The following is a 14,901-nucleotide window of genomic DNA, read 5'->3' on the forward strand; positions in this document are numbered from 1 at the left end:
GTTAAACGATCATGTAGTTATGTATGTGCCGCAGTAGTTTCAATAATCAGCAGTAAACAAAGGTAAATAAAAAATATTTTGGGATTTATGAAAAAGGGACGAAAAGGAACATAGATATAAGGGAACACATCTAAAAAAATGTATTCCATTTATGTAACTATGATTAGGAGTGAATTATTATGAGCAATCTGGTAACTTTGACGATAGCTTCAGAAGCGTTTCTCTTGCTATCCTTCATTATTATTTTTTTATCAACCAGGAATACGAAAAAGAATGTTCTATTGGTCATCCTGCTCATCATTGGAGGTGCGCCGCTTCTATATTTAGCCATAGATCATGTGAACAGCGAATATGTGGATGCAAATATCGGATTGGGCATTGCTTTTATGTTTACCTGGATATATAGCGTAATAGCTTTTATCATTGCTATCATTCTTTTAGTAAAAAAGAAAAGGAATAATAATATTTCAAAAGAACAGTAATCATCACATTTTGTCTGGTTTACAGTGAACAAAAAGAAGGGTCGCTCGGCCATATTCCAAGCAACCACGAATAATAAACCATTCAGGTAAAAAGGGAAAAGGTGCAACAGCTAAAAACCATCACGCCTTATTTAGAAGTCTTCTTCAAAACTTCCATACTATTACTTTATCACATGCAAAATGAATCAGTGTCCGTTTATCGTTCGGAAATCCTTCCCTCTAAAATAGAGCCATTAATTCATCCACTTTTATTTGCCTTTCCGATGCAAAATAAGGTTAAAATACCCCTTTGAATTAGTTATAATCCAGATTGTGTATAATTCACATGCCCCGCCTTTTCTTACATTCTTGGATAGTGTAAACATCAGGTGCTGGAGATGGTTTAGCTGGTGTCTTTGAACCTTTCCAATCAAAAACTTCTCTGTAGTTATACTCACAACAAGCTTTCCAACTATAACCTGGCATTTCATTATGGGCTTTATCACACTTCCCTATCCCATTTTTAACAAGTGCAGTGTGAAGTTCTGCAATATTTGCAAGTGTGGCTTCATCTATATCGTCATATCGATAGTCTCCAGCAACACAGATACCAAGCGAAAATTGATTGCTGTTCCCTACATGATAAGTGAGTTTGTCTATATCATTCGCATATACAATCATAGCCCTTTTTCCGTTGCAAATTTTTTTTGTAAGTGAATGGTGATACACGGTGAGTGATTGTTTTCGTACGTTTTGAATACATGCCTTTTGATTTTAATTCCCCTCTCATATCGACTAATTGGGGTAGTTTAGAAAAGATCATCTTTCATCGTCTCCTTTTTATTTAAATAAAGCTTTGTTAAAGATTAAGTGTCATTTTCCTGATTAGAGCATAAGGTAATATAACCCATTTAAGTTTTTCCTCCTTAAAAAACAAACAAGGAGATGTCTTTATGTCAGGTTGTGAATCAAGGTGTGACGACGGCTTTGGATTTGGTGGAGGTTTCGCCTTTATAGTCGTTTTGTTTATACTCTTAATCATTGTTGGAGCTAGCTTTGTTGGTGGAGGCGGCTACGGCGGCGGTTACGGCGGCGGTTACGGATATGGCGCATGTTGTTAAAAATAGTATAAAAAAAAGCCGACCCTTATTGGTCGGCCTTTTTTATCTATTCCGCCATAAGAAAATCAGCAACATCCTTTAACAGAGCCTAAAATAAAAAGCCGTTTCAAAATTTAGAGACGACTTGAAATTTGTTGCGATTTAGTTTTTTAGTTACCGCACAGTTTGTTCCTACTGGGGTCCTACCAACAAAACTCGAAAAACATACGCTAAGGGAGTAACATCAGGAAAATACAGATTTACAACGGTAAAGCAATCCAAATATAAAAAGCCTAATTTCTCACTTTTAACACCGAGAAATTAGGCTTTAGTTACTTCATTAAAGCGCCCGATTATGAAATATCTTTTAGTTATCTTATTGAAGATAAGCATCTGTTAGTTGAAGTAATTTACATAAATTCTTCGTTAGTGAAATAAAAAAAAGCCCTCCAATTGGCAGTTAGAACTACACTCATGCACCTTAGAGAATTACAACTCCTGCGTTATTCCAATAATTTAAGATTCGAGTTTTTTTCTCGGACGGATGGGATTGTTTGATTAGGTAATAAAATGGCTTCCAACCACCTGATTTTGGTTCTGATTTCGTTTTCATATTCATCACCTGCACAATTTTGTGTTTTAGCGCCAGCGCTCTAATTTTTTTAAGAATTTTTTTGTATACATTTTATTGAGAAAAAATTTTTCAACCCGATTCATATCTGATTCCTGAAACCTTTTTAAACTGAATGCATAAAATTCATCGAATGTTACATCAGGATGCATCCATTCACCATTTTCGTAACAATAGTGACAGTATTTTTCTGACGGTGTCCCATCCTTTTCAGTTCCAAAGTCACTTGACACTTTCATGGGCATTCCACAGCTTTGACACATGTTTGGTTTTGCCATTTTTATTCCTCCGATTTTGTTAAGTTTTGAATTTGTCATCATTCACATTTACGAGTTTAAACTGATTCGCCGATGCACAGCCATCATATTAATTTCATCTAGGAAATCTAGTAAATGGCCCTTATTAGGGATTCCATTTATACGTAATTCATCTAATTATATAGATGATTCATATCAGTTGCAATGGTTGCCAATTGTTTACTCATTCTTGCGACCGCTTCATCGGCACTGAATCAGAAGTGCTGAATAAGTGCCTTTCTGTCAGCCCTAAGTTAAAACAGGCTTACGATATATATCAAGACCTTTTATTACGCATTTGAACATAAAGACGGAAATTAGAGAGTTTTCGAATGTGTTTAGGAACAATAGAGTAAACGCTCCACTTGCCTGTACTGTTGTCAAAAATCAATCAACGAAGTTTCTTGTTCTTCTCGGGAATAGCCCATATCGTTGATACCTTCCTTTCCCTCGATCTGCGATATCGTTCGTCTGTGTCCCGCATTATTTTTATCAAAACTGTATATCAACTAACTATTAATCAAAGACTATATAGCACCAAGTAACGTGGCGGTGCTAAATTATGGATATAAGTTGGATATGGAAAACGATGTTAATTGTCATCTTTGGAATATTATTAATACGCATTTCAGGTAGAAGGTCTGTCTCCAAAATGACTACTGAAACAACTGTTATCATGATTTTTATAGGGACCCTTTTAATACACCCTGTTATTGGCGAAAATCTTTGGGTTACTTTTGCGATTGCAACCATTCTCATTGGAACTTTACTACTAATTGAATACATCCAAATGAAATGGGATGTTGCCGAAATTTTTTTAACTGGCAAGTCAAAGATTGTTATCGAGAATGGCTCAATAAATGAAAAAAATTTAATAAAACTTCGACTTTCTGTTGATGCACTTGAAATGCTCCTACGACAAAATGGGATAGAAAATATAAAAGATGTACAATGGGCCACTATCGAACCCAGTGGACAATTAGGATATTTACTCACTAATAATAAGAAATTCGCAACCAAAGAAGATATAGAAAAAATTCAGCATGCACTTACACAACTCTCCACCAAATTAAATATTAATTCGAAAATGCAATCAGAAAATAAACCTGATGAAACAAGATTAAATCTTTTTTCCAAAATTAAAGAAGGGGACTCATCTTATCCCAAACGTCTTAAATAATCTACCTTTTCCCATCTGCCTTACTAGTAAAATTGAATTAGTCAGGCCCTACTATGTTGTAATGACAGGCACTTAAAGTCTGATTACCACTAACAAGAGAGAGGAAAGAAGCCTATCAAGTGAAAAATTGTTTTACAGTTCGTTGACGATTATAAGATTAAATACTGTGTAATAAGTAATATTTCAAACTGGGAATGTTGGAATATGAACATTTTATACAGACTTTCCATCAAAACAGATAATATTTTTATCTTTCAATCTTTGACACATATATTAAAATGAGCAGAACACCTATATCTCCCTTAAATATAGGAAACCGATTTTAGAAGTAGCTATTTCGTCCGAGGATAGTTACTTTTTTCGGACTGTAACAATCACAGTTTGTGTCTACTCTTCGATTCTTCTTAACTTAGCAATCCAAGGAGAAGAAAAATCTTCTACCTTGAATCTCCTCTGTTCGAATGAAAGATTATGAAGCACTTCAGATTGAGGATTTTGCTGTTTAAGAGGAGAAATAACCTCAAATCCTCTCGCCTCTAAATCATTGATAGCTTGCTCAGCTTCATACTTCCTTTGACGACGAATGATAACCGGTTGAATTTTCTTTGCCATCAATAACAGTCCTCCTCTACTCTTCCAAATAACCCGACATAACAAAAATGTTTCTGAATGCACGAGTCAACCTATCCTTTTTTCTCTTTACCAGAGACTTTTTCAACCGACGTTTTCCTTTAAGAGTCATGTATTTTCCTCGCTTTGGCTTTTTGCTTTTTCAGTATCAAAAATGCTTTCTAATTCGGATAAGGAAAGTTCATATAATTGTCGACCCTCAGGAGTTTTGAAATAATTCATTTTCAAAATTTCAGATTTAAAATAATCCCTTTGCAACTCTATCGATTAATTTAATTGATTAGTAGATACAGAACTAATCATATAAAACCTCTTTTCAACAACTGGCGACCAACAGCCGCCCACATATTAGCGATCCCAGCAGTAAATGATTCTTCACCCATTTTTCCAGCTGCTCCGCCAATGTTTTTTTCAATGGCATTCATCAGCATTTCGGAGGATATTTCACCATCGGAAGCCATTTTAAATACCGCTTCTCCGGTCACTCCTGCTTCCTTTGCCAACCACTGATAAACGGGCAATCCCCTGTCAGATAATTGCTGTAATTCCCCGTTGTAAGCCTTATTAGATGTCTGGACTTTATTTAGGATAGATCCCATCTCACCTAACCCTGCCCCGGCTATTGCTGCCGCATCACCAGTTAAGGATAAATACCTTGTTAATTCCGTCCCCTCTTCAACTCCAGCAGCCACAGCATTAGCTGCCGTTGTTGCAGCTTCGTCCAATCCGAATGATGTCCCTTTAACGGATTCGAGGGCTGACTCCATTATTTTTTCTACGCCTTTAGCATCGTGACCCAGCCCCTTTAATTTTGCTTTGGCTGTATCTATTCCGACTAGGCGATTAAACCCTTTAACCAGCGCTATGCTCGCTAGTGCCGATGCCGCCCCTACAGCAGGTAAAGTAAGTTTCTTGGTTAAACTTTTTCCTAAATCCTTTGTTTTGTCTGATATAGATTTCAAACCATTTCCGAAATTAATAAGAGAGTCGCCAGCTTTTGTCCATCCAGAAGAAGCAATTCGTTGTTCTTCTTTCATTTTTTTTAGTTCTTCTTTTACACCACCAACATAGCGTTCTAAGTTGTTTAGAGCAGCAACTTCATTGTTATAGCTTTTGGCTGCTTCATCCGCTTTTTTCGACCCTTCTCCATTCTCTCTGACCATCTTTTCGTACTCAGCCTTGGCTTGTTTCGTGACCTCTTTTTGTACTTCTAGTTTCCTATTCAATCCAGATAAACGTGTTTCGTATTTCCCAATAGAACGATCACCACGGTCAAAAGCTGACATGTTTGCCTTCATTTCACTGTTTACAGTCCTTAACTTATCTTTTACCCCAGTTAGACCACGATTGAGGGCTGTGGAGTCAAGGTCAAGTTCAATCGAAAGGCCTTCTATTTTCTCCATCAATCCCCCTCCCTTCTCATACCAATAAAAAAATCCCTAACCTCCGAATGCGGCGATTAAGGATTTCTCCTGTTTTGGTTTATTTTCTTCTCTTAATATTTCAAGTAAAAAATAGTAAGGCATACCCAATATTTCGTTGATATCCTTACCATCTTTCATGAGATTAAGGATGAGTTTGTCCATATATTCTTTTTGCTTGGCTGGGGAAAAGTCTTCATCCGTTAACCCTTCTTCGCCAAGAACTTTTTTGTTTCATCATTTTGGTGGCCTTGAGCCACAAACATAATTTGTTCTTGTAAGGTTTGGATAGCATCTGGGGCGTGTAGGCCATTAAATAAATCTTCTTTTGTGAATTGCTTGTTATAAATCTTGTTTGCTACAAAATCTAACAGTTTATCAATCAATTCTTTTTCAGAGGTAGCACTTTTAGCATCTTCGCTTTTTTCAATTTCTTGTGTCATATCGATTGCTTCATAAACTACTGAAAAAGGAATGAATACAGGTGTGAGATACTTTACCGTTTCAATTTCACCTTCCTTCACTTCCTTCACCAATTCGATCATGTTTCTTTTTAAATTTGCCATTTCAAAACATCCCTTCGTTTTTTAAATTAGGCTTTGCTAAACATTTATGATGATTTTTGAACAAATAAAAAGAGACCACTTATATTGTGGTCTTCTTTAGTGCTTCTTTTTCAACTAAACCAGCTAATAGGATGTCACCCGTTAGTTGAAGAAGGATTTTTTGTCATGGAAAGGAAAACAAATTTCTAAACAGAATTTACCCTCGACTCTTCCTCCCTCTTCACGTACCACGAAAATAGAAATAACATCTTCTATGGTTGCGGAAAGTGTGTTTCCTTTTGGTATATTTAATACTACAGGACTTCCCTCCATACAAACCACGAAAACTTGAAGAGAACCAATACTCCAGGCACTGTTGAAAACGGAAACGGTGACCATCGCTTTTTCATTCAGCTCTTTTTTCCAAATCTCCAAATCGTGAACATCCTGATCTAAATGAATATTTCCACAAATATCCGTACAGAAGATTTTTTTATCGCAATTTGGTATAGGAAAGCAACTTTTCTCAGGTGACCTGGTCTTCTTTTTTTTCTTTTTTTTCTTTTTTTCACATTTACATTCACATTTACATTTACATTTACATTTACATTTACATTTACATTTCTTGTTCTTGTTCTTTTCATTTCCCACAAATGATTCCTCATTTCTGTAAACGGACAACTCTATACACTATTACAATTTCAGACATTCGTTTCAAATATCACCCAGTATTGCTCTCAACAAAAGGGAGTCCTCTATACAAAATGAGAACTCCTTTTTACTTTTAACTAAACTATGCTAATACACGCTTATACAGAGTAATACAGTACGTACCACTTGATCCTGCTGGTATATCAAGGCTGAAAGAAATCGGATTTCTCACTGCACTTGCAAAGGTATTTCCTGGTGGAACGGGTCCTACACCAACAGAAGGACCGACTGAAGTATTGACTGTACCTGTTACAACTCCTGAGCTGGATGCAGAGTTAAAAATTTCAAAAGTCCCTTCGATATAATCGCCAATTGGAGCATTAAATACCACCTGATCTATTACCCCAATACCTGGATTATTAAAATTACCACAAATTTGTTCTTGAAACGTTTGTGCTGGAGGGCAACAACCGCCCATACCATTAGAACCACACATAAATCATTCCTCCCATTCTTTGAGGTTGTCCTCTCATTATTTAATGATTTTATTAAAAAAATGTTCAGGATAATGGTGGAATTACAGTAAAATGTGCTCAGTCATTAATTAGAAAGGGCTACTACTTAATTTTTTTCTATAAAACAAATCTTGTTTCTAAAAATATATCCATACTCGACTAACTTGCCCCATTAGTTCAACGAGAAAATCAACAACACCCTTTAACAGAGCCTTAAATCAAGAATATTCTTGCTCTTTATCCTTCTAGTGTCTCTACTCTTGCTAATAATTCGCTCCACTGTTCTTCCGTCGGGAATCCATCAACACCCTTGTCACCTTTAGCACCAGTAGCGCCTTTGTCGCCTTTTGGGCCCGGAACACCTTCTCCTCCGCCTTTTACGTTACGGACATAGCTAACAACTTCCCCCGCACTTGCCGCATTTATGGAATATCCGATGATAGGAAGTGCATCTTCTCCAAGAGCTTCAACTACTTTTCCATCTTTACCAGTCCCAACAGAAACTCCTGCTTGAATGTCTTCTCCCGCTTCGACCTGCCACGTTTCTCTATTCTTAATGGTCACATAAACCTCTTCACCTTCTGTGATCGCTCTTGTTGCTAAAAAGTCAGGGACTTCGCCTTCTTGGGCTAAACGAATATTTATTTCATTTTCTTTTTCTTTGACTGCTAATACTACTAATCTGTTGACCTGGATATCTTCAACTACAAAAGCTTTAAAGTTTGTCATTATCCTTCAACACCACCTTGCTCTCCATCATTTGTTCCTGGATAAGGCTTGCCAAATATCTTTTGAAATAAAGAATCACGCTTATCTGTTTCTCCTTTTTTGTCAGCACCGAAAAGAACAGATTTTTCAGAAGAGGCTCCCTCAACATAACGCTCCATAAATTCTCCAGTAACTTCTTCATTATCAAATTCTTTGTTTTCTTCTTTGGTTTTACCGGAAATTTTAGAACGCATGAACATTCCTTTTGTAAGCCCCACCCACTCTTTAGAACCGTCCTCAAATGTCTTGGTAAATACCGCTGCCACATAAGGTGGCACATCCTCACCGCCAATAGAAGAAAGACCATCCACTTTTTCTAAACCAAATAAAATATTCTTATCCTGAATCGGTACTTTGTGAAATTGAGTGGATACTGTTACATTTCCACCTGAAATAGCAATTTCAGCTGTACCATTATCCCCATACGCCCTCATCGCTTCTTGCGGCATTTCTACCTCAATATTTTGTAAAAATTTAATCCGGGTAATTTCACCAGCCGTAAATGAATGGTCATCGTCATCTGTTAAAACCGCATAATAAAATTCATTTACACCGGTTGATGCTCTATAGCTTTTTTTCTCTTCTGCCAAATTAATCACTCCTATTTTAAATAATAAAAAGGACACCTTATAAAGTGTCTAGATCGTCTCTGTATAATTTTCCCCGATACCTTCTGGCGTCCCGGTAGATTCCTGTTTCTTCATCCCATTCATCGGGACCAGTACCTTGATGAAAACCAAAATTCCACATAACTTTTCCGATTTGTTCAGATAATTCTCTTGAATTGGTCCTGTTCTTTGACCACACTTCAATTTGATAAAGACAATCATAAGTTAGCCAGGTATCATCAGCGAAATCTTTAGGAAGAGGTACATCTAATGGATCTATGATGATATTAGGAGCCATTGTCACGCTGCTGGTTTCAGGAAAATCATAAAATTTAATCCTTCCAGAAGCCTTCTCCTTAATATATGGGTCAGCAATCAGCTCATTATAGACCATCCCTAATACATCCATTAAATTCCCTCCCTTATTGATCGTTTAATTGCCTCACGATAAGCCCTTTCAGCGTTTCTCATTGCTCTTGCAATTGAACCCTTCCCTTTTGGGTTTGGGTTTTGTACGGTGCCAAACTCATTTAAATGAATGATTCGATAACGTTCTTTCGGACCACGCCAATAAACTTTAACAGTCCTAACACCAGCTACCCACATCGGCTCTGATATTTTCATTTCTTCAATGGATGCTCCGGTATCTTTAAAGGATGCAAATTGACTTTTTAGTTCCTTTATAAATACTTGGGCACCACGTTTTAAGGCTTTATCACTTAATTGCTGCGCCTTCATTTTTCCAATACGTCTTTCAAGTTCTGCAACCAGTGCTTTTTCACCTTTGATCTTTACACTCATTCGGTTAGCCTCGCTACGATTGTGATAAACGCCTTATTCTGCAAGTCAGGTTGAACGTGTTTGACATTATATCGCTTGTCTCGGTATTCAGGAGCATCAATGGAAAGATAATGCTTATTATTTGGGATATAGTCTGCTTGTGGGTCTCGTATCTTGATCGTGATATCAGATAAAGTCCCGTTAGCCTTAGCAATCTCCAAGTCTTTCAACCAAACATTATCAATCTTGGCCCAAGTACGATAGAGAACCCTTTTTTCGGATTCACCCGGTTCAGGTCCTTCATTTGCTGCATACTCATAAAAAATAACGGGAGTACGCAAGTCTCCTGTATTAACCTTTGGTGGTTTATATTTAAACGGCTTCATCTGGATCACCTTCTTTTAATGCTATCGATAATCCCAAACTAGTAATCTGACTAAGAAAATTATCATCGAAGTATTCAAGGGCATCATTATAGGTATAACGAGTACGTTCAAAAACCAGCTCCTTGGCCCTTCCGTTCTTTTCTATATCAAAATACCCGCATTTATCCTGCAAGTCTTCAATAGAAAAGGACAACAATCTTTTTAAATTGTCGTCCTCACTCGAATGGGAAATATGCATACGTTCTTTAAATTCTTTTAATAGTTCATCTGTGACCAATTAAATCACCCCTCAAGGCCGCCTTCCAAGTCTAAGTCTAAGTCATAAACTTGTACTGCGTAATTGTCTTTTGGCTTACCAGTAGCATATTGTTTTGCAATATAAAGTGTTGCATCTTCCATCGCTAATGTTTGATCAAATTTCTTCACTTCCATCGCTCCACCGACAGCTGCAATATACTCACCACGAATAAAGAATACAACTTTGCCTTTTGGCACAAACATGGATTCAGTAATGTTTGGATTAAATGGCAAGCTTGTCACATAAATCCCCGCAGCATTTTGGACGGTCGCATTAGCTTGGATGCTAAAGTTATCAAAGGGATTGACAATCATTACAACTTTTCCAGCCACATTGCGTACCTTTTCTTTTTCATCTTTTCCAACTGGACGAATAGATAATTTTTCTACAACACCTTTTAATTCATTGATTGTCGCCCTACCTGGTTCAAATGTAAGGATGCCAGCAGACTTCTTGTCAGGATATTCACCGTCCACAACAGATCCCTTCAAATCTTTTAACAATCCAATCGGCATGTCTTTCCCTGTCCCTGCAACATATCCACGCTCAAGACCAACGGACATTGCTTCTGAAATCATAGTCCGAACATAGCGTTCCACCCATACAGGTCCAAGTTTTAGCATGTCGTTTGATAGAGGAATAAAAGCTGTTAACTTAAGTTGGCTGATAGACTCTTTTCTAAACGTTGCATTTAGTTGCCCTTGGATGTCTCCGAATAATGGGCCCCATACTGCAGCACCTTCCGGATCTCCATAAATGAATTCTGTAACCGCACCAAGATTTTGAATACCTAGTTGCTGCAGTAATGGATGCCCTTCAACTAGATCATCAAAAATCCGTTCTTGTGTTGTTTTAGGAAGTGTTTCTGTATCTTTAAACCCACCCTTTTCAATCACGACATTGAAAAACTTTGTCTCTTCACTCGTAAGGACATTAGCGCCCCTGGCTTGCATGATGGAACGGTCAAGCATAGATGTATTAACTTGATTCATAATATCGCCCTGTACGTCCTGAGCCAACGCTTCCAGCATATTATTTAACGCAGCAGACTGTTCATCAGCACTACCCTCCTGTGTTGCTTTAGCAAATGCCTGTTTTTTCTCTGCAAAATTATTAAATTTAATCGTCATTATCCATACCTCCTATAAATGTAAAAAGAGCGTGCTCAAGTTCTGTTTTGGTTCAACAGGGTCTTGATCAGGCTCTTTTTTTATTTCATTTTTTATTTCAATTTTAAGTTCAGCAAACATTTGTTTTAATGTGTTTTCGTCGATGCCTGATGCTGATGCAGAGATAGGTTGCTTCGGTGCAACAGCAGCCGTAATTTTATTGTTAAATGCTTTTGCTTTGTTCTCGAATATTTCTGACTCGACTTCTTCTGGCTCGGCATCAATAATTTCATCAATTAAGCCCTGTTCTAACGCTTTTGAAGCCGATAAATATGTTTCTTCGTCTAATAGTTTTTTAGCCGTATCAGCGTCAATTCTGTGTGTATAAGAGGCTAATACAGATTCACCTATGCTTTCGAGATCGTCAGCAGCCTTCCTAAGCTCTTTTGCATTACCAGCTACAACTGTCCAAGCATTATGGACCATCATTTGAGTATTAGAATATGCTTTGATTTTATCGGCACCCATACAGATAATTGACGCAGCACTTGCGGCAAGACCGGTGATAGTTACAGTTACGTTCCCTTTATGAGATCGTAAAGTATTGCAGAGGTCGATACCTAAAAACACGTCACCACCATATGAATTGATTTCAAGTTCAATGTCCTCATCTTCTTTTATGGCTCTCATACGATTATTAAAATCCCAGATACTCGAATTCCAGTTAATAATGTCACCTTTGATTTTATGCTTCATCTTTATTCTCACCTCCTTTAAGAGCTTCTGAACTTTCTTGATAGTTTTTGGTTATGAAGTATTTATCCATCATAGGATCGTTCACCCTTTCCAAACCAAGTTCCTCACGCAGTTCATTTCCGTTTACAGTACCGGATGATCTTAACTTATCGACAGCAGTGGCGACATCAAACATATTACTGTAAGAAACCCGTTTAGTTTCCATCTTCTTACCTGCCAGGTATTCCTTTTTATCAATCATCTTGGCATTCAATTCATCCCTAATTTTTTTCAAAAAAGGATCAATGCAAAACGTCATGTAATTTCGTGTAGGCTTTTCTACATCAGCTATATCACCGTGAAGTAACGAAACTGGAATACCTAAGGCTTTGGCAACCTGATCTAAAAAACCATCAATTACTTTTGCGACTTCATCCACACTTTGAAGCTGAGTAGCGTTTTTCAGTTCCTCTAATTTAAAGCCTTTTTGTTGTGGAACAATAGCTACTGACTTGTAGGTGAAAGCATTGTAAATTTTGTTGATATAAGTCTGTAGTTGTTCCTGCTTCTTTTCTGATTTATCAGTGACAGCCTCTATATCTACGAAGCCACGAATTTGATTCTTACGTTTCTGAAATTCTATGATTCTTCCAAATAGTTCTCCATAATCGGAATATAAACCATCGAATAAAGTCGAGAGTTTTTTATTGCTATATTCCAGATAAATAACATCACTCATTTGAAATGTCCTGGAAAATGTATAGTCTTTAATGGTTACATCTTTGAATGAATCATTGACCAGGGCATATTCGACTCGTGTGAATGAGTCAGCAATTAATAGATCTTCGGTATCTGACTGGATAATCAAACACTCGTTGTCATATATCAGCTTGTGAACAACCGTCTGCCAAAATTGGCTTGCTGACATGTTTGGATTGGGTCTTACATTTAATCGATAATACATTTCATCCTTCACAATCTTTTTATCTTTCTTCACATAAAATTCAGATTGGCTGATGGTGCGGCCAATCATATTAATACATGTTTGGATAGCCAATTGTTTCATGTGAATTTTCTTGGAAGTATCTTGGATTAAATCAAAATCAAACATGAATTCAAGTTCTTTATTTCTGCTTTTCACCAGATCTAATATTCCCAATATCTCACCTCCTTTTTTAAAATGGCTTTGTTAATCATTATTGTTAATTTTTGAACAAATAAAAGAGACCACTTATTGTGGTCTACTTTATTAGATCCTATGGAACTAACGCACCCGTTAGTTAAATAAAAAAAGAGACGAGACCGAAAAAGCACTTACTGATTGATGACATAAGGCAATAGATAGTCCTTTAAATAAAATAAAGGTCTTAATTCATCATCTTTAATACTGCTAGTGAAAACCGTTGCCAATTGATAGTCAGGTGCGACAATAATATACTGTCCCTCAAATCCATACGCAAAAAAAATTCTACCTATTTGATTGTCGAATGTTATATTCCACCAGTGATATGCGTATGAATAATTTTCATCAGTTTTGACCTTGGGACTTGTAGATTCCTCAATCCAGTGAAAGGGTACGATTTGTTTGGATTTCCATACTCCATCTTTTAAATATAGCGTACCGATTTTTAACATATCAACCGTTTTCATCGTTAATCCGAATCCACCTATGGCTGTGCCTTGAGCATCATGGTTCCACTTATAATCTGTTATTCCAAGAGGCGTAAATAAATACTTTTTGGCGAAGACTTCTGTATTTAATCCAGTTGTCTTTTGTATTATTGCACTTAACAAGTGTGAAGAACCACAACTGTAGACCATTTCTTTTCCAGGGGGATTATCAATGCCCTGATGAAGTACAAAATTGACCCAATTTTTGCTGGGTATCATACCACTATTACCCGGCCAATGTAAACCTGACGTCATTGTCAGCAGGTGCTTGATTGTGATTCTCTGATTCTCTTTATCTTTATTAAATTCCGGAAAGTAATTAATTATAGGTGTGTTAACATTTTCGATATACCCTTTGTCTATCGCAATCCCGATCAGTGCGGATAAGATACTTTTTGTGACAGAATATATTTTATGTTGTTTTTCTTTCATCTTATTGTTTCGATAATATTCAAATAACACAGTGTTATTGAGTTGAACAAGGGCGCTATCAACTTTGTCTTTTTTTAGTTTATTTTCAAAATCGGTTAAGTATTTCATTCGCCTAGGAATCCCCCTATTAATTAATCCAATATCTTTTTTCTTCCTTTTCAATTTCATATCCAATAGATTTATAAAGTTTTAATGCAGATTCATTTCTAGTTTCAACGAGAAGCTGTATGTATTCAAGATTTTTTCTTCGAATCAACTCTCCACCCAAAAAATGTTAAATCGAATTATCTCCATTTATTAACTATTTCAACACGTTCTTAAAAATACCTCTTCTTCAACTAAACTGCCCCGATAGTTCCATAAGAAAAAGTTGCCGCAAGCAACCCCTGTTATTGAAGTAAAGCACCCGTTAGTTGAAGTAAGTCTTTTATTTTTTTTGATAAATATTCTTTTTAAAATATCAATGATAAAAATTGAAACTATAAAAATTAAAGTAGAGATTATGGCAGATGGATTATCAAATCGAGATTCATAATTAGCTATCAATATAAGATAAACTAATAATCCTGCGAAATATATAAGAATTGTTTTCATCATTAGCTTAGATATCCTTTCGAATTCTTCATCCTTTAATTTTAACAAAAATTCCTCTTCAATCTCTAGAATAATCTAAGTTCTTCCTTA

The 14,901-nt window shown here is 36.5% G+C and carries 22 protein-coding genes and 1 pseudogene; 3 read left to right on the forward strand and 20 right to left on the reverse strand.

The annotated features are described in order from the left end of the window. Positions 1-179 precede the first annotated feature (179 nt). On the forward strand, positions 180-482 hold the full coding sequence (locus JFU24_RS06775; RefSeq protein ID WP_201249757.1) for a hypothetical protein: 303 nt from the start codon (positions 180-182) through the stop codon (positions 480-482). Positions 483-803: 321 nt separating this feature from the next. Here JFU24_RS06775 and JFU24_RS06780 read toward each other — a convergent pair whose 3' ends face one another. Beyond that, the gene (locus JFU24_RS06780; protein ID WP_201249758.1) at positions 804-1,142 is read right to left on the reverse strand and encodes a peptidoglycan recognition protein family protein; all 339 of its coding nucleotides are present in this window, start codon (positions 1,140-1,142) and stop codon (positions 804-806) included. A 272-nt stretch (positions 1,143-1,414) separates the two neighbouring features. On the opposite strand from JFU24_RS06780, the pseudogene JFU24_RS30705 reads away from it, so the two are divergent. After that, a pseudogene (locus tag JFU24_RS30705) lies at positions 1,415-1,528 on the forward strand (YjcZ family sporulation protein); the annotation flags it as partial. A 672-nt stretch (positions 1,529-2,200) separates the two neighbouring features. Here JFU24_RS30705 and JFU24_RS06790 read toward each other — a convergent pair. After that, positions 2,201-2,470 (reverse strand): zinc ribbon domain-containing protein, encoded by a 270-nt coding sequence (locus tag JFU24_RS06790; protein ID WP_201221197.1) that lies wholly within the window; start codon positions 2,468-2,470, stop codon positions 2,201-2,203. 580 nt (positions 2,471-3,050) lie between these two features. Here JFU24_RS06790 and JFU24_RS06795 point away from each other — a divergent pair. Further along, the gene (locus JFU24_RS06795) at positions 3,051-3,668 is read left to right on the forward strand and encodes a DUF421 domain-containing protein (RefSeq protein ID WP_053345446.1); all 618 of its coding nucleotides are present in this window, start codon (positions 3,051-3,053) and stop codon (positions 3,666-3,668) included. Between the two features lie 387 nt (positions 3,669-4,055). Here the strand turns inward: JFU24_RS06795 and JFU24_RS06800 are convergent, their stop codons facing one another. From JFU24_RS06800 to JFU24_RS06880, 18 genes are all read right to left on the reverse strand, one after another. Next, the gene (locus JFU24_RS06800; protein ID WP_201249760.1) at positions 4,056-4,283 is read right to left on the reverse strand and encodes a hypothetical protein; all 228 of its coding nucleotides are present in this window, start codon (positions 4,281-4,283) and stop codon (positions 4,056-4,058) included. Positions 4,284-4,406: 123 nt separating this feature from the next. Continuing rightward, a complete protein-coding gene (gene fbpA / locus JFU24_RS30185) occupies positions 4,407-4,556 on the reverse strand; it encodes a Fur-regulated basic protein FbpA (protein ID WP_274608126.1) in 150 nt (49 codons plus the stop codon). 41 nt (positions 4,557-4,597) lie between these two features. Beyond that, a complete protein-coding gene (locus JFU24_RS06810; RefSeq protein ID WP_201249761.1) occupies positions 4,598-5,701 on the reverse strand; it encodes a tape measure protein in 1,104 nt (367 codons plus the stop codon). Positions 5,702-5,737: 36 nt separating this feature from the next. Then, positions 5,738-5,884 carry a phage tail assembly chaperone GT gene (gene gpGT, locus JFU24_RS31270; RefSeq protein ID WP_446728288.1) on the reverse strand — a complete coding sequence of 49 codons (147 nt, stop codon included), beginning with the start codon at positions 5,882-5,884 and terminating at the stop codon, positions 5,738-5,740. Positions 5,885-5,922: 38 nt separating this feature from the next. Further along, positions 5,923-6,285 (reverse strand): phage tail assembly chaperone G, encoded by a 363-nt coding sequence (gene gpG / locus JFU24_RS06815; protein WP_201249762.1) that lies wholly within the window; start codon positions 6,283-6,285, stop codon positions 5,923-5,925. Positions 6,286-6,426: 141 nt separating this feature from the next. After that, complete coding sequence (locus JFU24_RS30710; protein WP_201249763.1) at positions 6,427-6,915, reverse strand: S-Ena type endospore appendage; 489 nt, start codon at positions 6,913-6,915, stop codon at positions 6,427-6,429. Positions 6,916-7,057: 142 nt separating this feature from the next. Further along, positions 7,058-7,411 (reverse strand): S-Ena type endospore appendage, encoded by a 354-nt coding sequence (locus tag JFU24_RS06825; RefSeq protein ID WP_201249764.1) that lies wholly within the window; start codon positions 7,409-7,411, stop codon positions 7,058-7,060. A gap of 256 nt (positions 7,412-7,667) precedes the next feature. Continuing rightward, positions 7,668-8,159, reverse strand: a complete 492-nt coding sequence (locus JFU24_RS06830) for a head fiber protein (RefSeq protein WP_201249765.1) — start codon at positions 8,157-8,159, stop codon at positions 7,668-7,670. After that, a complete protein-coding gene (locus tag JFU24_RS06835; RefSeq protein ID WP_201249766.1) occupies positions 8,159-8,788 on the reverse strand; it encodes a major tail protein in 630 nt (209 codons plus the stop codon). Before JFU24_RS06835 ends, JFU24_RS06830 begins: the two co-directional genes overlap by 1 nt. A 37-nt stretch (positions 8,789-8,825) precedes the next feature. Next, positions 8,826-9,215 carry a hypothetical protein gene (locus JFU24_RS06840; protein ID WP_201181325.1) on the reverse strand — a complete coding sequence of 130 codons (390 nt, stop codon included), beginning with the start codon at positions 9,213-9,215 and terminating at the stop codon, positions 8,826-8,828. Beyond that, positions 9,215-9,607, reverse strand: coding sequence for a hypothetical protein (locus JFU24_RS06845; protein ID WP_201181327.1), 393 nt, complete (start codon positions 9,605-9,607; stop codon positions 9,215-9,217). Before JFU24_RS06845 ends, JFU24_RS06840 begins: the two co-directional genes overlap by 1 nt. Beyond that, entirely contained in the window at positions 9,604-9,972 is a 369-nt protein-coding gene (locus JFU24_RS06850) for a head-tail adaptor protein (protein WP_201249767.1), read from the reverse strand. Before JFU24_RS06850 ends, JFU24_RS06845 begins: the two co-directional genes overlap by 4 nt. Then, on the reverse strand, positions 9,959-10,210 hold the full coding sequence (locus tag JFU24_RS06855; RefSeq protein ID WP_201250889.1) for a phage gp6-like head-tail connector protein: 252 nt from the start codon (positions 10,208-10,210) through the stop codon (positions 9,959-9,961). Before JFU24_RS06855 ends, JFU24_RS06850 begins: the two co-directional genes overlap by 14 nt. A 44-nt stretch (positions 10,211-10,254) precedes the next feature. Next, the gene (locus tag JFU24_RS06860) at positions 10,255-11,400 is read right to left on the reverse strand and encodes a phage major capsid protein (protein WP_201249768.1); all 1,146 of its coding nucleotides are present in this window, start codon (positions 11,398-11,400) and stop codon (positions 10,255-10,257) included. A 12-nt stretch (positions 11,401-11,412) separates the two neighbouring features. After that, on the reverse strand, positions 11,413-12,135 hold the full coding sequence (locus JFU24_RS06865) for a head maturation protease, ClpP-related (RefSeq protein ID WP_201249769.1): 723 nt from the start codon (positions 12,133-12,135) through the stop codon (positions 11,413-11,415). Next, complete coding sequence (locus JFU24_RS06870; RefSeq protein ID WP_242485298.1) at positions 12,125-13,273, reverse strand: phage portal protein; 1,149 nt, start codon at positions 13,271-13,273, stop codon at positions 12,125-12,127. The genes JFU24_RS06865 and JFU24_RS06870 overlap by 11 nt, the downstream gene beginning before the upstream one ends. Before the next feature lie 155 nt (positions 13,274-13,428). Further along, entirely contained in the window at positions 13,429-14,325 is an 897-nt protein-coding gene (locus tag JFU24_RS06875; RefSeq protein WP_201249770.1) for a serine hydrolase domain-containing protein, read from the reverse strand. Between the two features lie 198 nt (positions 14,326-14,523). Beyond that, complete coding sequence (locus JFU24_RS06880; RefSeq protein WP_201249771.1) at positions 14,524-14,859, reverse strand: hypothetical protein; 336 nt, start codon at positions 14,857-14,859, stop codon at positions 14,524-14,526. Positions 14,860-14,901 lie beyond the last annotated feature (42 nt).

Source organism: Peribacillus sp. TH27 (genome assembly GCF_016650915.1).
In the GTDB taxonomy this organism is placed as follows: Bacteria; Bacillota; Bacilli; order Bacillales; family DSM-1321; genus Peribacillus; species Peribacillus butanolivorans.